This is a genomic window from Nocardiopsis mwathae (assembly GCF_014201195.1).
GTDB lineage: Bacteria > Actinomycetota > Actinomycetes > Streptosporangiales > Streptosporangiaceae > Nocardiopsis_C > Nocardiopsis_C mwathae.
Window position 1 is genome coordinate 3010856 of the sequence record NZ_JACHDS010000001.1, and the last position, 17865, is coordinate 3028720.

The 17865-nt window shown below is 70.9% G+C and carries 19 protein-coding genes; 7 read left to right on the forward strand and 12 right to left on the reverse strand.

The window, feature by feature from the left end:
• Positions 1-254: 254 nt before the first annotated feature.
• Genes HNR23_RS13020 through ctaC form a run of 3 tightly spaced genes read right to left on the reverse strand, consistent with a single transcriptional unit; the run spans position 255 to position 3370 of the window.
• The gene (locus tag HNR23_RS13020) at positions 255-680 is read right to left on the reverse strand and encodes a cytochrome c oxidase subunit 4 (protein WP_184075843.1); all 426 of its coding nucleotides are present in this window, start codon (positions 678-680) and stop codon (positions 255-257) included.
• 15 nt (positions 681-695) lie between these two features.
• Complete coding sequence (gene ctaD, locus HNR23_RS13025; RefSeq protein ID WP_184075844.1) at positions 696-2369, reverse strand: aa3-type cytochrome oxidase subunit I; 1674 nt, start codon at positions 2367-2369, stop codon at positions 696-698.
• Positions 2369-3370: an aa3-type cytochrome oxidase subunit II gene (gene ctaC, locus HNR23_RS13030; protein WP_449406834.1), complete on the reverse strand. Its 1002-nt coding sequence runs from the start codon at positions 3368-3370 to the stop codon at positions 2369-2371. Before ctaC ends, ctaD begins: the two co-directional genes overlap by 1 nt.
• A 416-nt stretch (positions 3371-3786) precedes the next feature.
• On the opposite strand from ctaC, the gene HNR23_RS13035 reads away from it, so the two are divergent.
• Positions 3787-4023: a sulfurtransferase TusA family protein gene (locus tag HNR23_RS13035; protein WP_184075846.1), complete on the forward strand. Its 237-nt coding sequence runs from the start codon at positions 3787-3789 to the stop codon at positions 4021-4023.
• Between the two features lie 112 nt (positions 4024-4135).
• Here HNR23_RS13035 and rpsD read toward each other — a convergent pair whose 3' ends face one another.
• Positions 4136-4747, reverse strand: coding sequence for a 30S ribosomal protein S4 (gene rpsD / locus HNR23_RS13040; RefSeq protein WP_184075847.1), 612 nt, complete (start codon positions 4745-4747; stop codon positions 4136-4138).
• A 75-nt stretch (positions 4748-4822) separates the two neighbouring features.
• Here rpsD and HNR23_RS13045 point away from each other — a divergent pair, with 75 nt between their 5' ends.
• Positions 4823-5602, forward strand: a complete 780-nt coding sequence (locus HNR23_RS13045; RefSeq protein WP_184075848.1) for a DUF2470 domain-containing protein — start codon at positions 4823-4825, stop codon at positions 5600-5602.
• A 75-nt stretch (positions 5603-5677) separates the two neighbouring features.
• Here HNR23_RS13045 and HNR23_RS13050 read toward each other — a convergent pair whose 3' ends face one another.
• The 7 genes from HNR23_RS13050 to HNR23_RS13080 form a co-directional block, all read right to left on the reverse strand.
• A complete protein-coding gene (locus HNR23_RS13050) occupies positions 5678-6649 on the reverse strand; it encodes a PfkB family carbohydrate kinase (protein ID WP_184075849.1) in 972 nt (323 codons plus the stop codon).
• 251 nt (positions 6650-6900) lie between these two features.
• Complete coding sequence (locus tag HNR23_RS13055) at positions 6901-7251, reverse strand: HesB/IscA family protein (protein WP_184075850.1); 351 nt, start codon at positions 7249-7251, stop codon at positions 6901-6903.
• A gap of 246 nt (positions 7252-7497) precedes the next feature.
• On the reverse strand, positions 7498-8619 hold the full coding sequence (locus HNR23_RS13060) for a glycerate kinase (RefSeq protein WP_184075851.1): 1122 nt from the start codon (positions 8617-8619) through the stop codon (positions 7498-7500).
• Between the two features lie 121 nt (positions 8620-8740).
• Entirely contained in the window at positions 8741-9319 is a 579-nt protein-coding gene (gene pspAB, locus HNR23_RS13065) for a PspA-associated protein PspAB (RefSeq protein ID WP_184075852.1), read from the reverse strand.
• Positions 9320-9418: 99 nt separating this feature from the next.
• On the reverse strand, positions 9419-10339 hold the full coding sequence (gene htpX, locus HNR23_RS13070) for a zinc metalloprotease HtpX (RefSeq protein ID WP_184075853.1): 921 nt from the start codon (positions 10337-10339) through the stop codon (positions 9419-9421).
• Positions 10340-10560: 221 nt separating this feature from the next.
• On the reverse strand, positions 10561-10845 hold the full coding sequence (pspAA, locus tag HNR23_RS13075; protein ID WP_184075854.1) for a PspA-associated protein PspAA: 285 nt from the start codon (positions 10843-10845) through the stop codon (positions 10561-10563).
• Positions 10842-11615, reverse strand: coding sequence for a PspA/IM30 family protein (locus HNR23_RS13080; RefSeq protein ID WP_184075855.1), 774 nt, complete (start codon positions 11613-11615; stop codon positions 10842-10844). The genes pspAA and HNR23_RS13080 overlap by 4 nt, the downstream gene beginning before the upstream one ends.
• 280 nt (positions 11616-11895) lie before the next feature.
• Between HNR23_RS13080 and HNR23_RS13085 the strand changes: the two genes are divergently transcribed.
• Together HNR23_RS13085 and HNR23_RS13090 are read left to right on the forward strand one after the other, a co-directional pair.
• Positions 11896-12378, forward strand: a complete 483-nt coding sequence (locus tag HNR23_RS13085; protein ID WP_343070545.1) for a DUF3043 domain-containing protein — start codon at positions 11896-11898, stop codon at positions 12376-12378.
• Between the two features lie 82 nt (positions 12379-12460).
• On the forward strand, positions 12461-13471 hold the full coding sequence (locus HNR23_RS13090) for an aldo/keto reductase family protein (protein ID WP_184075857.1): 1011 nt from the start codon (positions 12461-12463) through the stop codon (positions 13469-13471).
• A gap of 79 nt (positions 13472-13550) precedes the next feature.
• Here the strand turns inward: HNR23_RS13090 and HNR23_RS13095 are convergent, their stop codons facing one another.
• Positions 13551-13757: a hypothetical protein gene (locus HNR23_RS13095; RefSeq protein WP_184075858.1), complete on the reverse strand. Its 207-nt coding sequence runs from the start codon at positions 13755-13757 to the stop codon at positions 13551-13553.
• Positions 13758-13946: 189 nt separating this feature from the next.
• On the opposite strand from HNR23_RS13095, the gene HNR23_RS13100 reads away from it, so the two are divergent.
• The 3 genes from HNR23_RS13100 to HNR23_RS13110 all read left to right on the forward strand — a co-directional run bounded on the left by HNR23_RS13100 (position 13947) and on the right by HNR23_RS13110 (position 17685).
• The gene (locus HNR23_RS13100; RefSeq protein WP_184080260.1) at positions 13947-14912 is read left to right on the forward strand and encodes a bifunctional adenosylcobinamide kinase/adenosylcobinamide-phosphate guanylyltransferase; all 966 of its coding nucleotides are present in this window, start codon (positions 13947-13949) and stop codon (positions 14910-14912) included.
• Positions 14913-15018: 106 nt separating this feature from the next.
• Complete coding sequence (locus HNR23_RS13105; protein ID WP_184080262.1) at positions 15019-15777, forward strand: adenosylcobinamide-GDP ribazoletransferase; 759 nt, start codon at positions 15019-15021, stop codon at positions 15775-15777.
• A 396-nt stretch (positions 15778-16173) separates the two neighbouring features.
• The gene (locus HNR23_RS13110) at positions 16174-17685 is read left to right on the forward strand and encodes a leucyl aminopeptidase (RefSeq protein ID WP_184075859.1); all 1512 of its coding nucleotides are present in this window, start codon (positions 16174-16176) and stop codon (positions 17683-17685) included.
• The last annotated feature ends 180 nt before the right edge of the window (positions 17686-17865 follow it).

Sequence of the window (17865 nt, forward strand, 5' to 3'; positions counted from 1 at the left end):
TGCCCTTCACGCGAGCGACCTCCTGCGTTCTGCTCTACCTACTGCGAAGCTCCGTCATCGGCATTGGACGCGGCGGCGAGCAGGAAAGTTCCAGATCGTTGACAACGCGGCCAAAGCGGGGAGATACCGATGATCAGGTACGGGCCGCCCCAAAAGAATACCCCGGTCGGTCTGTGGACTCATCGGAACCCACCGACCGACCGGGGATATCAGGCCCGGTCTCGCCTCCGGGACGCACTCGGCGGCGTGCGAACTCAGTGCTGGAACTCTCCGCGGTAGTACTCGAAGACCCAGCCGATGGAGGTCATGATCACGGCGAACCCGCCGATGAGGACCATCCACCAGCCGATCGCCACACCCACCGCGGTGAACGCGACCGCCATGGCCACGAACAGCGGCCACCAGCTGTGCGGGCTGAAGAACCCGTACTCGCCGGCGCCTTCGACGATCTCGCCGTCGAGGCGCTCCTCCGGCGGCAGCCCGTGCCAGGCCTCGCTACGACGGGCGGCCTGCCACAACCAGAAGCCGACCATCCAGCCGAACCCGATCGCGACGACCAGGGCGGTCGTGCCGGTCCACTCGATCTGGCCCTCGGCCACCCAGGCCCAATAGGCGTACAGCGCCGCACACAGGCCGAAGAAGGTGGAGACGCCCATGAACAGGTATGCCTGCATCTTCATGATGAACGCACCCTCCTACTTCGTGTTCGCCGGTTCCGGGTGTGCGCCCGGAGCGGCAGCGTGCGGGTGGTGGAGGTCGAACGCCGGGCGCTCGGACCGGATGCGCGGCAGCGACGTGAAGTTGTGCCGCGGCGGCGGGCAGGAGGTGGCCCACTCCAGGGAGCAGCCGTACTCCCACGGGTCGTCGACCTCGACCTTCTTCGGGTTCTTGTGGGTGATCCACATGTTCCAGAAGAAGATGAGCGTCGAGGCGCCGAGGATGAACGAGCTGACCGACGAGATCTGGTTCAGCAGGGTGAACCCGTCGGTCGGCAGGTAGTCGGCGTAACGGCGCGGGAAGCCCGCGGCGCCCAGCCAGTGCTGCACCAGGAAGGTGCCGTGGAAGCCGAAGAACAGCACCCAGAAGTGCGCCTTGGCGAGCTTCTCGTCCAGCATCTTCCCGGTGAACTTCGGCCACCAGAAGTAGAAGCCGGCGAACATCGCGAAGACCACGGTGCCGAAGACCACGTAGTGGAAGTGGGCCACCACGAAGTAGCTGTCGGTGACGTGGAAGTCGATCGGCGGGGAGGCCAGGAGCACACCGGTGAGGCCACCGAAGAGGAACGTCACCAGGAACCCGATGACGAACAGCATCGGGCTGGCCATGACGATCTGCCCGCGCCACATGGTGCCGATCCAGTTGAAGAACTTCACACCGGTCGGGACCGCGATCAGGAAGGTCATGAACGAGAAGAACGGCAGCAGCACCGCGCCGGTCGGGAACATGTGGTGCGCCCAGACCGTGACGGACAGGCCCGCGATCGCGATGGTCGCGCCGACGAGGCTCTTGTAGCCGAAGATCGGCTTGCGGCTGAACACCGGCAGGATCTCGGTCGCGATACCGAAGAACGGCAGCGCGATGATGTACACCTCGGGGTGGCCGAAGAACCAGAACAGGTGCTGCCACAGGATGGCGCCGCCGTGCTCGGCGTTGTACACGTTCGTGCCGATCATGCGGTCGGCGCCGAGCGCGATCAGGGCCGCGGTGAGGACCGGGAACGCGATCAGCACCAGAACGCTGGTCAGCATGGCGTTCCAGGAGAAGATCGACATCCGGAACATCGTCATGCCCGGAGCGCGCATGCACAGGCCGGTGGTGATGAAGTTGACCGCCGCCAGGATGGTGCCCAGACCGCTGACGATCAGGCCCAGGATCCACAGGTCACCGCCGAGGCCCGGCGAGCGGACCGCGTCGGAGAGCGGCGTGTAGGCGAACCACCCGAAGCTCGCCGCACCGCCGGGGGTGAGGAACCCGCCGATGGCGATGAGGCTGCCGAAGAGGAACAGGTAGTACCCGAAGATGTTCATCCTCGGGAACGCCACGTCGGGGGCGCCGATCTGCAGCGGCATGATGATGTTGGCGAACCCGACGAACAACGGGGTCGCGAACATCAGCAGCATGATCGTGCCGTGCATGGTGAAGAGCTGGTTGAACTCTTCCTTCGTCACGACCTGCATGCCCGGCAGGAACAGCTCGGCGCGGATGATCAGCGCCAGCACTCCGCCGAACAGGAAGAACGCGAACGAAGTGATCAGGTACATGTACCCGATCGTCTTGTGGTCGGTCGACGTCATCCAGTTGACGATGATCGACCCCTTGCGCGTCGGCCGGGGGCCGGCCGCCACACTCGTCTCGGTTGCCGTCGTCATTACTGGCCTGCCTCCTCGGCCGCGGCGTCGGCCGTGTCCTGCTCGTCGGCGCCGTCGGCCGACTCGGCCGTGCCGGCCTGCTCGGCGTCGTCGGCGTCGGCATTCTCGTCGCGGGCATCGGCGGTGTCGGCCGCACGCTCGGCGGCCCGCTCCGCGATCTGCTCGCTCCTCTGGTCGTGGGCCTGCTTCTGCTCGGCGGCCCAGGCCTCGTAGTCGTCGGGCTCCATCACTTCGAGGTTGAAGAGCATCCCGGCGTGCTCGACACCGCACAGCTCGGCGCAGCGGCCGGCGTAGGTGCCCGCGGTGCCCTCCTTGACCTTGACCTGGAACGCGTTGTCCCGGCCCGGGACGACGTCCAGCTTGAAGGCGAACGCGGGGACCCAGAAGGAGTGGATGACGTCGGGCGAGTAGAGGTCGAAGTGGACGACCGCACCCTCGGGGACGACCAGCGTGGGGACGTCCTGCGGGGTACCCACGACCGAGAACTCGGTGTTCGGCTCGGCCTTGGGGTCGTCGGCCGCCTCGCGGACCTCGGCCTTCGACTCGTCGAGGTAGTTGAACTGCCAGCTCCACTGGAAGGCGACGACCTCGACGTTGACGTCGGCGGGTTCGTCGGTCTCCAGCAGGTAGGCCTGGTCGCGCGCGGTGAAGTAGAAGAGGACCGCGATGACGACGATCGGCAGAACGGTGTAGAGCGCCTCGATGGGCATGTTGTAGCGCACCTGCGGCGGCAGCTGCTCGGAGCGCTTGCGGTGGAAGATGACCGACCAGATGATCAGTCCCCACACGAGAATGCCGACCGCGAACGCCGCCACCCACGAGCCCTGCCAGAGCGCGAGAACGGTCTCGGCCTGCTCGGTGATCGGCTCCGGCACACCCAAACGAGTGAACTCGTTCGACGCGCAGCCGGTCGCGGCAATACCCAGCGCGGCGAGCGCGGCGCCACGTGGTGCCCATCGGCGCAACGCGGAGCGCCGATTCCTATGGCGGGTCGGACTCACGGATTGCCTTCCCAGCGGTGAATGCCCGCACGGCGTGCACGGGCGTAGTTATATCCGAAGCTTGTCAAGGGGCAACATTATCGCGAACCGCCTGGTGATCCGCTCGTGGGCGAACCGAGCCAGCGTGTTGCTGCACACCCTCGCGGCGGGGGCGGTGACGGACGCTCTCTAGCGTCCGCGACCCGCCGTCGCGTGGATCCGCGGCGCCGAGCCCGGGGTCCCGGTGGTTCGCGTCCATCGCCCTACCCGGCTTCCGGGGCTGCTCGGGGACGCCGTGACGGTGTCCGCGAAACCTCCCCGAAGTGCGGGCTAAGGCGAGGGTATCGCTGCATTTACGACGCCCTTAACCGGGTGCCGCTTAACGCTCCACATGGGTCAAGATTGGGATACGAACCTGCTACGCGAGGAGTACATCGGTGTCGGACCAGCCCTTGGTCACCGTCGAAGCGACCGGCCGCAAATGCCCGATTCCGATCATCATGCTCGCGGGGCGTATCCGCGAGGTGCCGATCGGTACTGTCATAGCCGTCACAGCCGACGACCCGGCCGCGAGGACGGACATCCCGGCGTGGTGCCGGCTGAAGATGCACGAGTTCGTGGCAGAGGTCCCACTGGAGCGCGGTAGCGCGTTCCACATCCGCCGGATGTACTGACGCGCGCCCTCACGAAGAGCGTGAGAAGAGCGGCGGCCCGGGGGCCGGGCGCGTCACGCAGCAGGGCCGCGCGGCCGGGAGTCGGCTGCGCGGCCCTGCTCACACCAGAGGCCTAGCGGGCGTAGTACTCGACGACGAGCTGCTCGTCGAAGGGCACCGGGGCCTGCTCGCGCTTGGGGCGGTCGACGACCGCGATGCGCAGGTCCTTGTGGCTGACGGCGAGGAAGCCGGCGATCTTGTCGTCGGCGTGGATCCCCTCGGCGGCCTCGATGAAGGGCACCATGTTGCGGGACTTCTCCCGAACGCCGATGACCTGACCGGGCTTGACCTGGTACGACGGGATGTCGACCTTCTTGCCGTCCACGGTGATGTGGCCGTGGTTGATGTACTGCCGCGCGGCGTAGATCGACGACGCGAAGCCGGCCCGCAGCAGCACCGTCATGAGGCGGAGCTCCAGCTCGGAGACCATCTCCTCACCGGTACGGCCGGGGCGCTTCTTGGCGGCTTCGTAGACGCGCAGGAGCTGCTTCTCCGACAGGTCGTAGTACCAGCGCATCTTCTGCTTCTCCGCCTGGCGGACGGCGAAGTCGCTGGTGTTGCGACGAACGCGGCGGCCGTGCTCACCCGGGGGGTACGGCCGCTTCTCGAAGTAGCTGACCGCCTTACGGGTCAGCGGGGTGCCCGCGCGCCGGGACAACCGCACCTTCGGTCCGGTGTAGCGCATTGAGGTCCTCCGTTGTTTGAGTCACTTGCAAAAACGGGAATCCTAGGTAAGGCTTGCCTAAGTCTAGGAGGTGTCATGCGACAGCCCTGCCCGTCCGCGATCGAACGGGTCCGTTCCCTCGCCGCCACGGCGACCCCCACCACGGCGGTGTTGGCAGACGATCCCGGCACGCGTTTCAGCGTGCGCGGGGCGGTAGACGATGCCGGTCGCACGGTGCTGTGGGCCGAGTCCGGCCACCCGCTGCACGAGGCACTGCGGGCGGCGGGACGGACGAACGCCGATCTCCCGATCGGCGTCGGCCTTTCCGCGCTGCGGCACGTGGGTCGCACACCTACTGTACGCGCTCGGCTGTGGTGCGACGGCCGCGTATCGGCCGTCCCCGCAGGCGAACGCCGCGACGCCGCCCTCGCCGTGTGGGACGTGTGCCCCGACGAGGAGCTGCTCGCCGCAGTCGACCATGATCCCATGCCGGACGCGCCGTTGCTCGCGCGCGTGGAGCCCGCGACGGTGATGTACCACACATACGACGCCTCGGGCGTCATCGACGGCCCCGCGTTCCGGGCCGCCGCGCCCGACCCGATCACCGGCGCGGCCGAGCGCATCCTGCGACACGTCAACGACTGCCACCGCGACGAGCTGAGCGCCGCCCTGCGCCACCTGCCCGACACCCCCGACGGGGCGGCCTGGCTCTGGGAGCTGGACGCCCACGGTGTGACCCTGTGGGTCAACCCGCTGCACGGCGGCGATCCGGCGCTGATCCGGGTGCCGTGGAGCGATCGCGTCACCCGCCCCTGCCAGCTGGAGCGCGCCCTGTTCGACCTGATGTCCCGGCACGGCCACGCGGCCCGGCCCTGACACGCCACCGCCTCCGCGGCCGCCGGGGCCGCGGAGGCGGTGCCGGTGACGTAGCCCTGACCTGGGACGGCCCTCCTAGATGAAGGGCTCCACCTCGGCCGCGCTGTCGTCGCCGTAGCTGGCCGCCAGGCGCTCCAGCAGGGTCCGGCGGGTCAGCTGGTACTCCTGCGGCCCGCTCACCTCCAGCGAGTGCACGGCGGTGGCGTTGCCGACCTGGGCGGCGCGCTCCGGCGGCAGCCCCCAGGAGACGCCGGCGAGGAAGCCGGCGCGGAACGCGTCGCCGACACCCGTGGGGTCGGCCTTCTCGCTGACGACCGCCGCGGGCACGTGCAGCGGGGGCTCTCCCTTGCGCTCGATCCGGACGCCCTTGGCGCCGAGCGTGGTGACCCGGGTGCCGACCAGGGCGAGGATCTCCTCGTCGCTCCACGCGGTCTTCTGCTCGGCGAGCGCCTTCTCGTACTCGTTGGTGAACAGGTAGGCGGCGCCCTCGATGAGTCGGCGCACCTCGGGGCCCTCCATACGGGCGAGCTGCTGGGAGGGGTCGGCGGCGAACGCCAGGCCGCGGTCGCGGCACTCGTCGCTGTGCCGGAGCATGGCCTGGGGGTCGTTGGCACCGATCAGGACCAGGTCCAGACCGCCGTCACGGGCGGCGAGCGGCCCCAGCTCGATGTTGCGCGCGTCGGCCATGGCGCCCGCGTAGAAGGACGCGATCTGGTTCTGGTCGCGGTCCGTGGTGCAGACGAACCGCGCGGTGTGCCGCACCTCGGAGATGTGCACGCCGGAGGTGTCCACCCCGTGGCGTTCCAGCCATGACCGGTACTCCTCGAAGTCGGCGCCCGCCGCGCCGACCAGCACGGGGCGCAGCCCCAGGCGCCCCAGGCCGAAGCAGATGTTGGGGGCGACGCCGCCGCGGCGTACTTCCAGCTCTTCGACCAGGAACGAGAGCGACACCTGTTCCAGTTGGTCGGCGATCAGCTGCTCGGCGAAGCGTCCCTCGAAGGTCATCAGGTGATCGGTGGCGATGGATCCGGTAACCGCGATGCGCACGGCGGAGGGCTCCTTGGGTCGGGAGATCGGGACCTAGCAAGAGTACCCATCACGACCCGTGACACAGAAGGCCTCATATCCCCGATATCCGTTACGTCGCCGTGGATGAGTCGCCGCGGCGGGGCTGGACGCGGCACTCGGCACACGGCGCGCGAAGCGCAACGGCCCGTGCGGAGGAGTCCGCACGGGCCGGGTCCGGCGCCGCCGGTGCCCGCGGCGTGATCGCCGCGTCGGCAGGACCGGGAAAGCGCCTAGTTGAAGGAGTCGCCGCAGGCGCAGGAGCCGGTGGCGTTCGGGTTGTCGATGGTGAAGCCCTGCTTCTCGATGGTGTCGACGAAGTCGATGGTGGCGCCCATGAGGTAGGGGGCGCTCATGCGGTCGGTGACGACCTCGACACTGCCGAACTCGGCCACCACGTCGCCGTCGAGCTCACGCTCGTCGAAGAACAGCTGGTAGCGCAGCCCCGAGCAGCCCCCCGGCTGAACGGCGACACGCAGCCGCAGGTCGTCACGGCCTTCCTGGTCGAGGAGCGCCTTGACCTTGCCCGACGCCTCATCGGTCAGGATGATCCCCTGCGCGGTGGCCTCGCTCTGAACCGTCATATCTGCTAGCTCCTCCAAAAGGCGTGGCGGCCGCCACTGCGACCTGAGTTTTCCTCGGAGGTGTCAACGCCGAGGTTTCGCTGTGCATTCCAGCCCGTGGCGGGGACACGCGATGCGTACTGGTGCTGCACCCCCAGGTTAGGTCGTCCGGGCGGCCTCCGCCATTCCGCGGGGAGGTGATCGGCGGCTCCCCCGCTTCGTTCCGGGCGGCGAGCGGGGCTCGGCCGGGCGCGTCGGGCAGGCGCCTCAGGGCCGCCAGTGCCGGGCGATGTCGCCGGCCAGACGCCGCAGCTCCTCGGCGGACCTGCTCAGCGCGGCCTCGGTCGACCCCGCCGACTCCACCAGGGAGTAGGTCGCGGTGATCCCCGCGGCAGCGGCCTCCGCCCGGTCCACCGCCACCACACCGGCGGCCACCACGCACGGCACGGCGTGTGCCGCAGCGGTCAGCGCCACTCCGTGCGGGAGCTTGCCGCGCAGCGACTGCGAGTCGAAGGACCCCTCCCCTGTGATCACCAGGTCGGCCGCTGCCACCTGTTCGGCGAGGTCCACGGCGGCCAGGACCCGCGCCACGCCCGACTCGACGGTGCCGCCGAGCAGCAACAGGCCGTAGCCCAGCCCGCCCGCGGCACCGGCGCCCGGGAGGGCGCGAGGGTCGCACTGCGCCCCGGGCGCGGCGGAGGCGGCGTCGGCGAACAGGGCCAGTGCGCGGTCCAGGCGCCGCACCTGGCTGGCGTCGGCGCCCTTCTGCGGGCCGAAGACCGCGCTCGCGCCCTGTGCGCCGAGCAGGGGGTTGTCGACGTCGGTGGCGGCGACGAGCCGGACCCCGGCGGTGCCGCGGCGGGCGGGGCCGAGGTCGAGGGGGCCGGGCAGGTCGGCGAGGGCCAGACCGCCGGAGCCCAGGGCCTCATCGGGGGTCGCGCCGAGGGCGGCGAGCATGCCGGCCCCGGCGTCGTTGGTGGCGCTGCCGCCGAGGCCGACGACGACGGTGCGGGCGCCGCGGCCGATGGCGTGGGCGATGAGTTCGCCGACGCCGCGGCTGGTGGTGCGCCCGGGGTCGCGCCGGTCGGGGTCGACCAGGTGCAGTCCGCAGGCCTGGGCGCTCTCGATGTAGGCGGTGCCACCGTCACCGTCGAGTAGGTACTCGGCGGTCACCGGTGTACCGAGCGGGCCGGTGACGTCCACCCGGAGGGTCGTGCCGCCCAGGGCGGTGTGCAGGACCTCGACGAAGCCGGGGCCGCCGTCGGAGAGCGGGAGGAGCTCGGTCGCGGCGTCGGGGTCGACGTCGTGCCAGCCGTCGGCGACGGCCTGGGCGGCCTCGGTCGCTGTGAGGGTACCGGCGAACTTGTCTGGGGCTATGACGATGCGCACCGGACCAGTGTGCCCGGCGCCACCCGTTCGGGACCAGACCCGAGAACAGATTTTATCCACTTTGCGATAAACATATTCCGGAATCCGGAATCCCGCCGTGGTGTCGCCGGCACCGCCGGGGTCACAGACCCGGCGCCCCATAGACCGGGAACCAGCGCGACTTGTCCTTCTCCACCGCGATGTCGTTCCCGACGGCGGCCTCGATCTGCAGCTCCAGCGCGTTGTCCCGGCTCTGCCCGCCGGTCGGCGCGAACGGATAGAAGGTGCCGCGCTTGTACAGGTACACCAGTGCGACCGTGCGACCGCGGTCGTCGGCGAAGGTCACCAGTGAGCACAGCAGCGACGGCCCGAACCCGGCGTTCTCCAGTGATGAGTTGACCGCGTGGATGTCGGTGACCAGCCCGCCGATGTCGCCTGACGCACCCGTGTCGACACGCACCACCAGCCAGGTGTAGCCGTAGTCGTCGGCGATCGGCTCCACCGCCGGGCCGCCGTCGGCGTTGAGCAGGTCGGTGACGTCGCGCTCCAGGTCGGCGAACGCCTGGCCCTCGGCCGCTCGGAACGCCACCGAGCCGCTGCCGGTGGGTCGGAACCCTGCTGCGGCCTGCAGGGTGACGGCCGCCGACGGCAGACCGAAGAGCTGGTCGAGGTCGGGTTGGACCGGCTTGGATCGGCCCAGTAGGGCCCTTAGGAAGCTCACGGCGGCGATCCCTCACTCATCGGTGTCGCATCGGTGTCACACGGTCGCGGTCGGGTGGCCCGCTGTCGTCCCCGCCACCGGGGCGGCGGTGCGAGCAGCCTACGCGCCCCGCCCCAGCTGCCGCGAGATGTCGGCGAGCTGCTCCAGGCGCCGCTCCACCGGCGGGTGTGTGGCGACCAGCTGGCTCATGCTGAACCCGCTCTTGGAGAAGGCGGGGGTGAAGAAGAAGGCGTTGAACGGCTCGACCTGGCGCAGGTCCCGGCTGGGGATGCGGGCCATGTCCCCGGTGATCTTGGTGAGCGCACTGCCCAGCGCCGAGGGGCGGCCGGTCAGGTAGGCGGCCGCGCGGTCCGCCGACAGCTCCCGGTAGCGCGACAGCACCCGCGTCAGCAGGAAGCTCAGCGCCCACACCACCGCGCTGATCACCACCACGCCCAGGGCGATCACCGCCGGGGCCGGGCCGTTGTTGTTCCCGCGTCCGCCGCCGCCGAACGCGGCGAAGCGCAGCCCCATCTGGGTGAGGAACCCGGCGACGATGCCGAGGAACCCCGCGATGGTCATGACCATGACGTCGCGGTGCGCGACGTGGGAGAGCTCGTGGGCCAGCACCGCCTCCAGCTCCACCGGCTCCAGGCGGCGCAGGATCCCCGTCGTGACGCACACGACCGCGTTCTTCTCGTTGTGCCCGGTCGCGAAAGCGTTGGGCACGTCGGTGTCGGCGATGGCGACCTTGGGCTTGGGCATGTCGGCCATGGCACAGAGCCGGTCGACCACGGCGTGCAGCTCGGGTGCCTGCTGCGGGGTCACCTCACGCGCGCCCATGGAGTACACGGCGATCTTGTCCGAGGTGAAGTACTGGACCGCCGCGAAGCCGCCGATGATCACGACCACCAGGAGCCAGGGGACACCGATGAGGATGAGCAGGATGACGAAGGCCACGTACACGATGCCCAGCAGGGACATCGTCAGGACCATGCGGGTCGTCAGTCCGCGGTCGGGGATGAATTTGGAGCCTGCCACGGGGTCGCGCCTTTCGCCGGGTCGTCCTCACACAGGGCACACGTGCAACCGGGGGATGTCTCGCAGTCTAATCCGGACGGGTTGGAATTCCTTGGGAGGAACGTGTGAGTCCGGTGGCACGGGAGGTGGGTCGAGCGCGGCGGCCGCCGCTTCCCCGCGGGGAAGCGGCGGCCGCCGTCACGACGAGAGCCGGGGATGGCCCGAAGCCCACCGAAGGGGGCTCAGCGCACGTCGGGGATGAGCCCCTCGTCGCCGAGCATGGCACGCACCTCGTCCATGGTGGCGTCGGCGTGCGGCAGGATGAACTGCGAGGGCTCCAGGGAGTCGGGGGGCAGCGGCTTGCTGTCCTTGCGCACCCGGTCGAGCAGGTCGTGCAGAGCCCGCCGGAAGGTCGCCTCGTCGTTCTTCTCGATCGCGTCCTCGATCTTGCCGTCGAAGTCGTTCAGCAACTCCAGGTCGGCATCGGTGAGGTCGAGCTGCCCCTCACCCATGATGCGGACGATCATGCACCCTCCCCCTGGCCCTGGCGGGTGGAGTTGCCGCCCTCGATCTGCTGCGGGGCGGACGAGCCGCCGCCCGGCTCCAGCTCGCGCTTCATCTTCTCCAGCTCCGCCTCGACACCGGTGGTGCTGGCCATGCGGTCGAGCTCGGCCTGGATGTCGTCCTTGGCCGTGCCCGTGACGTCGTCGAGGGCACCGGAGGCGAGGAGTTCGTCGACGGCGCCGGCGCGGGCCTGCATCTCCGACGTCTTGTCCTCGGCGCGCTGCACCGCCATGCCGACATCGCCCATCTCCTCGGAGATGCCGGAGAACGCCTCGCTGATCTGGGTCTGCGCCTGGGCCGCGGTGTAGGTGGCCTTGATGGTCTCCTTCTTGGTCCGGAAGGCGTCCACTTTGGCCTGCAGGCGCTGCGCGGCGAGCGTGAGCTTCTGCTCCTCCTGCTGCAGCGACTCGTGCTGCTGCTTGAGGCCGTCGATCTGGGAGGCAAGACCGGAGCGGCGGGTGAGGGCCTCCCGCGCCAGGTCCTCGCGCCCCTGCTGGAGGGCCGCGCGGCCCTGGTTCTCCAGTTTGCCGGACTGCTGCTCAAGCTGCTGGATCTGCAGTTCGACCCGCTTGCGGGAGGTAGCTACATCGGCCACTCCGCGCCGGACCTTCTGCAGGAGTTCCAGCTGCTTCTGATACGAGTAGTCGAGGGTTTCACGTGGGTCCTCGACGGCGTCCAGGGCCTTGTTGGCCTTGGACTTGAAAACCATGGAAAGTCGCTGAAACACGCTCATCGGCGTGGCCGTCCCCTTCTCGGTCCGTACATCGGCTGTTCCCGGCGGGCGCTGCATCCAACCCTACGCGGTATCGCGTGCGGTCGCCATGAAGCCCGGACCGGCTACCCTGAGGGATGTGTTCCGACGTCGTTCCGCATCTTCCGCATCCACAGAGCCGTCCGTGACCGGCTCCGCCAGTACTGAGGCTACTGAGGCCCCCCAACCTAAGGGATACACCCCGAAAAAGGGCGCACCCACCCCTAAGCGCAGGGAGACCGACAAGACCCTGCGCCGCCCGGTGCAGGCTCCGCAGAGCCGCAAGGAGGCCTACCGCCTCTACAAGGAGCGGCGGGCCCGCCAGACCCAACCCGCCCCGGTGCGCTCCGGCGTTCCCCAGGGCGAGGAGCGCTACTACCGCCCCCAGGACTACGGCAAGGTGCGGGCCTACGCCCGCGACTTCGTCGACTCCCGGCGCAGCGTCAGCGAGTTCTTCCTGTATTTCTCGCTGCTGATCATCGTGCTGCTGTTCCTTCCGCTCCGCGAGATCCAGATCGCCGTCACCTACATCATCTGGCCGGTGATGATGGTCAGCCTCGTGGCCGAGGGCATCTACGTCAGCAACCGGATCAAGAAGAACGTCGCCGATCTCTTCCCGAACGAGACGGAGGGCGTGCGCGGCGTCGGCTGGTACGCGGCCATGCGCCAGCTGCAGATCCGCCGCCTGCGCCTGCCCAAGCCTCGGGTGAAGGTGGGCGAGGCCATCAAGGCGGGCCGCGCCTGAGGGTGCGTGCCCACCCCGCCCCCGACGATGTGCGGCCGCCGATAGGAGACAGCGCCCGGTCCCCGGGACTAGGGTGCCGGGCATGGAATTCCGTCATCTTGGCAGCAGCGGCCTCGTCGTCAGCGAGATCTCCTACGGCAACTGGATCACGCACGGCTCCCAGGTGGAGGAGGACGCCGCCGTCGGGTGTGTGCGCGCCGCGCTCGACGAGGGCATCACGACCTTCGACACCGCCGACGTCTACGCACAGGGCCGCGCCGAGGAGGTCCTGGGCCGCGCCTTGAAGGGCGAACGGCGCGACGGCCTGGAGATCTTCTCCAAGGTGTTCTGGCCGATGGGACCGGGCAGGAACGACCGTGGCCTGTCCCGCAAGCACATCGTGCGGGCGGCCGAGGACTCCCTGCGCCGGTTGGGCACCGACTACCTCGACCTCTACCAGGCGCACCGGTTCGACTACGCGACACCGCTGGAGGAGACCCTCCGCGCCTTCGACGACCTGGTCCGCCAGGGCAAGGTCTGCTACATCGGCGTCTCGGAGTGGCGCGCCGAGGAGATCGAGCGGGCACTGAAGCTCGCCGACGAGATGGGGCTCGACCGGATCGTGTCCAACCAGCCGCAGTACAACATGCTGTGGCGGGTGATCGAGGCCGAGGTCGTCCCGGCGTGCGAGCGCGGGGGCGTCGGCCAGATCGTCTGGTCGCCGATCGCCCAGGGCCTGCTCACCGGCAAGTACCGGCCCGGCCAGGCCCCTCCGGCCGGCTCGCGGGCCACCGATGAGAAGGGCGGCGGCGCGGACTTCATGGCCTCCCGCGGGCTGGAGGACCAGGAGCTCCTGGGCCGGATCCAGTCGCTGCGTCCACTGGCCGAGGAGGCCGGCCTGAGCCTGGCCCAGCTCGCGGTCGCGTGGGTGCTGCAGAACCCCAACGTGTCCTCGGCCATCATCGGCGCCTCCCGGCCGCAGCAGGTCAAGGAGAACACCTCGGCCGCGGGCGTCCGCCTCGACGCCGACCTGATGCGCCGCATCGACGACATCCTCGGCGACCGCATCGAGCGCGACCCGTCCCACACGGTCAGCCCGCCTCAGCGCCCTTAGGGCGTGTCCGGCCGAGCGCCGCCTCCGGACCCGAGCCCCGCGGCTCGGGTCCGGTGGTTCCGGGGCCCGCGGGGGTGCCCTACTCGGGCTCCTCCAGGCTCATGGTGTAGACGGTCCGGTCATCCTCCAGGAGCGTGACCTGTGCGGCTCCGGCCTCGGCCAGGTCCTGCCAGTTCTCGCCGAGCCAGGTCTCCGCGTCGCCGCGGGAGGTGAACAGCTCGCCGGGCATTTCCTCGTCGTCCAGCGGCTTGCCGTTGCCCGTCTCGTAGCGCCAGCTCCACGCCATGGAATCCGCCTCTCTCGCGCCGACGTCGGTCGTGCCGAGCCTAACGGCAGCCGGCCGACGCGATGCGGTTAACTATCGGTCGTGCGAATCCGACTTTCCGGCACCTCCGGTTCTGCCGGCTGGCCGGCGCCCAACTGCCGTTGCGCCTCGTGCAACCGTGCCGTGGAGAACCGGCGGCAGCCGGTGCGCATCACCGTCGACGACGCGTTCACCCTCCGCGACCCCGGCGCGGGCACGGCGACACCGCCGCCGCACGGGTACACCGTCGCGGCTACGGCCTACGGGACCCGCGTCGAAGGGCCCGACGGCGGTCGGCTGCTGTACGCGTCCACCGACGCCCCGGCCGACCCGCCCGGCGGCGGAGATCCCGCCGACCACCAGGTCGACACGGCGATCGTCGACGTCGTGGAGTCCCCGCGGACGGTCGGGGCGCTGCGCCGCGCCGGGATCGTCGGCCCGACGACCACGGTGCTCGCGGTCGGCGGCGATCACCGCGTCCACTCCCCCGCCGAGTTCGAACGCCGCACGCGGCTGTGGGCGGCGGCCGCCCCCTCCGACGGCCAGGAGCTGCTGTGCCCCACGGCCGCATGGCCGCCCACGCGCGTCCGGGGGCCGCACCGGGTCCTCATCACCGGTGGCGCCCGCTCCGGCAAGTCCACCGAGGCCGAGCTGCGCCTGCTCGGCGAGCCCGAGGTCACCTACCTCGCCAGCGGCCCCGCCCCGGAGGGCGACGAGGCCGACACCGCCTGGGCGCGGCGCGTGGAGCACCACCGGCGGCGGCGCCCGCCGTGGTGGACCACGGAGGAGACGCTCGACGCCGCCGCCGTCCTGGAGCGGGCGACGGGCGCGGTGCTCTTCGACTGCGTGGGCACCTGGCTGGCCGGGATGATGGAGCACTGCGGGATGTGGCGGGACATTCCGCCGCCCGATGCCGACGCAGCCCTGGAGGCGCGCATCGATGAGCTCATCGGCGCATGGCGCCGCTGTCCGGCCCGCATCGCGGCGGTGACCAACGAGGTGGGCTCGGGTGTCGTCCCGGCCACGGTCAGCGGGGGGCTCTTCCGCGACCGCCTGGGCCTCCTCAACCAGCGCCTCGCCGCCGAGTCGGAGCAGGTGGTCCTCGTCACCGCGGGCCGCGTCCAGGAGCTGCCGTGAGGCGGGGTGCGCGGTGGTCCTCCGCGCCCCAGGGCGCCGCCGCCGGAGCGGGGGAACGGTGACCGGACGCCCGCGAGCGGCCGCCGACGCCGCGGCCGGGGCGCGGATGGCGGTGGGAACGCTCACCGTCGTCCCGGTGCGGGTGGAGCGGGTCGACCGCGTCGTCGCCGGGTGGGCGATGGCGCTGGCCCCGGGCGTCGGGGTGCTGCTGGGGGCGGCCGCGGCGGTGCCGCTGCTGCTCGCCGACGCGGCGGGGCTCTCCCCTCTGCTGTGCGCGTCTCTGGCCGTGGGGCTGTCGGCGGTGCTCAGCCGGGCGCTGCACCTGGACGGACTCGCCGACCTGGCCGACGGCCTCGGCAGCGGCAGACCCGCCGACGGCGCGCTCGACGTCATGAAGCGCTCCGACATCGGCCCGTTCGGGGTGATCACGCTGGTGCTGGTGCTGCTCCTGCAGGTACTGGCGCTGGCGCAGCTCACCGAGGCCGACCCGGCGGCAGGCGCGGCCGGGCTGGTCACGGCATCGGCCACCGGGCGGCTTGCCGTGGCCTGGGCCTGCACGCCCCGTGTCCCGGCAGCCCGGTCGGAGGGGCTGGGCGCGCTCGTGGCCGGAAGCGTGCCCTGGTGGGCGGCGGCACTGGGCACCGTGGTCGTGCCGGCGGTCGCGCTCGCCGGCCTCCCCGCGGGAGGCGTGTTCGCCCTCGGCTGTGCGCTGGCGGTCCCGGTCGGGCTGGCCGCGGCCGTCGGGCTGCGCCGCCACGCGCTGCGCCGCCTGGGCGGCATCACCGGCGACGTGCTGGGCGCGCTCGTCGAGACCGGGGCCACGGCGGCGCTGCTCACCGCCGCACTCGCCGTCGCCGCACGCTGAGGGGCGCGCCGGGCCCCGCGCCCTTCGGGGACACCGCCGTCGACGTGGGTGGCGGCCTGTCGCCATCATCACATTTCTTCACACGGCCCGGCCGTGGCCGGTGGCACCGGGACGGGCCGGCGGCGGGGCCGGGGCGGTGGCGGGCAGCGGGCGGCACGCGCCGCACCACCGGACCGCGTGTCCGACGCACGGTCGCGGCAGCCCCGGTGGCAGGGAGGACGCACAGCGCCGGGAAGCCGCCCGGGCGGCTCCAGAAGCCCGCAGCGCAAGCCGGATCCGCGGAAAAGAACCGCCGAACTTTCCGATCCGCGCAAGTCCGCGGCCGATTGACCCGTCGTCCCGGCATACCGGGTGCGGCGTGCCCGTCGGCGCGCCACAAGGACTAGCATCGAGTCCGTGAGCACGTCGCTGTCAGTCATAACGGAGTCCCCCAGTTCGCTCGACGCCGACGCTGTAGTCGTCGGATACCACTCCGGCCCCGAGGGGCCGGAGCCCGCGTCGGGCGCTCACGGCCTCGACGCCGCCCTCCCCGGCGGCCTCGCCAAGACACTGTCGCTGCTGGGCGCCGGCGGCAAGCCCGAGGAGGTGCACACCTTCCCCTCCCAGGGAGCCGCCAAGGCCCCGGTCGTGATCGCGGTCGGACTGGGAGACGCCCCCGCCGACGGCACGGCGATCGACCCCGATCTCCTCGCGCGCGCCGCCGGTGCCGCGCTGCGCGAGCGCGGGAAGCGGATCCGCGTCGGACTCGCGCTTCCCGCCGACACCGCCGAGCAGGCCGGTGCCGTCACGATCGGCGCCCTGCTCGGCGCCTACTCCTTCACCCGGTACCGCACGGGCGCACAGGACGCTCCGGTCCCGCTGGAGCTGTCCGTCGTCAGCGCCGCCGAAGGCGCGCCCGAGGCCGTCGTACGCGCCGAGATCCTCGCCGCGTCCACGAACCTCGCCCGCGACCTCGTCAACGCCGCCCCCGCCGACCTGGTCCCCGAGGACCTCGCCGGCGCGGCCGAGGAGGTCGCCCGCGAAACCGGCCTCAAGGTCGAGACGCTCGATGAGCGCGCCCTGGCCGAGGGCGGCTACGGCGGTCTGGTCGGCGTCGGCCAGGGGTCGAGCAACCCGCCGCGGCTGGTGCGCCTCTCCTACGGCCACCCCGAGGCGAGTCGGACGCTCGCCTTCGTCGGCAAGGGCATCACGTTCGACAGCGGCGGCCTGTCGCTGAAGCCGGCCGCGTCCATGGACTGGATGAAGTCCGACATGGGCGGGGCGGCGGCGGTGCTCGCCGCCATGCGCGGCATCGCGCTGCTCAAGCCGGCCGTGAACGTCATCGGCTACCTGGCGATCGCCGAGAACATGGTGAGCGGGAACGCGCAGCGCCCCTCCGATGTGATCTCGATCTACGGCGGCAAGACGGTCGAGGTGCTCAACACCGACGCCGAGGGGCGCCTGGTGATGGCCGACGCCCTGGTCCGGGCGCACGAGGACGAGCCGGACCTGATCGTCGACGTCGCCACCCTGACCGGAGCGCAGCTCGTCGCGCTGGGCACCCGCCTCTTCGCCGTGATGGCCAACGACGACGCGGTGCGCGACGACATCGTCGCGCAGGCCGCGGCCGCCGGCGAGGCCTCCTGGCCGATGCCGCTCCCGGACCACCTGCGCAAGGGCCTGGACTCCACCGTCGCCGACATCGCCAACGTGGCGGGCGAACGCTGGGGCGGCATGCTCAGCGCGGGCGTGTTCCTCAAGGAGTTCATCGCCGAGGGCCAGCGGTGGGCCCACATCGACATCGCCGGCCCGTCCTTCAACCAGGGCTCGCCCTTCGGGTACACCCCCAAGGGCGGCACCGGTTCGGCCACGCGCACCCTGGTGCGGCTCGCCGAATCGCTGGCAACCGACACGAACCGATCCGAATAGTTGAACAGTGCGGTCCCCGCGGACGCGGGGACGACCCGGAAAAAGCGCGCGCGGCCGGATGGGACACGCGTTCGGCCGCGTTGTGATGTCAGAAACTCGCAAAACCCAGATAGGACGTGCTCCCCGCTACCGCGGGGCCGAATCCGCGTCCATCGAAACCTGTAACAAGGAGTGTCCTTC

Bases quoted from the DNA above. Each gene is read 5' to 3' on its own strand.
- HNR23_RS13090 (WP_184075857.1), top strand. From the start codon at position 12,461: ATGGAATTCCGTCATCTTGGCAGCAGCGGCCTCGTCGTCAGCGAGATC.
- pspAA (WP_184075854.1), bottom strand. From the start codon at position 10,845: ATGATCGTCCGCATCATGGGTGAGGGGCAGCTCGACCTCACCGATGCC.
- HNR23_RS13105 (WP_184080262.1), top strand. From the start codon at position 15,019: ATGGCGGTGGGAACGCTCACCGTCGTCCCGGTGCGGGTGGAGCGGGTC.
- rpsD (WP_184075847.1), bottom strand. From the start codon at position 4,747: ATGCGCTACACCGGACCGAAGGTGCGGTTGTCCCGGCGCGCGGGCACC.
- HNR23_RS13020 (WP_184075843.1), bottom strand. From the start codon at position 680: ATGAAGATGCAGGCATACCTGTTCATGGGCGTCTCCACCTTCTTCGGC.
- HNR23_RS13055 (WP_184075850.1), bottom strand. From the start codon at position 7,251: ATGACGGTTCAGAGCGAGGCCACCGCGCAGGGGATCATCCTGACCGAT.
- HNR23_RS13095 (WP_184075858.1), bottom strand. From the start codon at position 13,757: ATGGCGTGGAGCTGGCGCTACGAGACGGGCAACGGCAAGCCGCTGGAC.
- HNR23_RS13045 (WP_184075848.1), top strand. From the start codon at position 4,823: ATGCGACAGCCCTGCCCGTCCGCGATCGAACGGGTCCGTTCCCTCGCC.
- ctaD (WP_184075844.1), bottom strand. From the start codon at position 2,369: ATGACGACGGCAACCGAGACGAGTGTGGCGGCCGGCCCCCGGCCGACG.
- HNR23_RS13080 (WP_184075855.1), bottom strand. From the start codon at position 11,615: ATGAGCGTGTTTCAGCGACTTTCCATGGTTTTCAAGTCCAAGGCCAAC.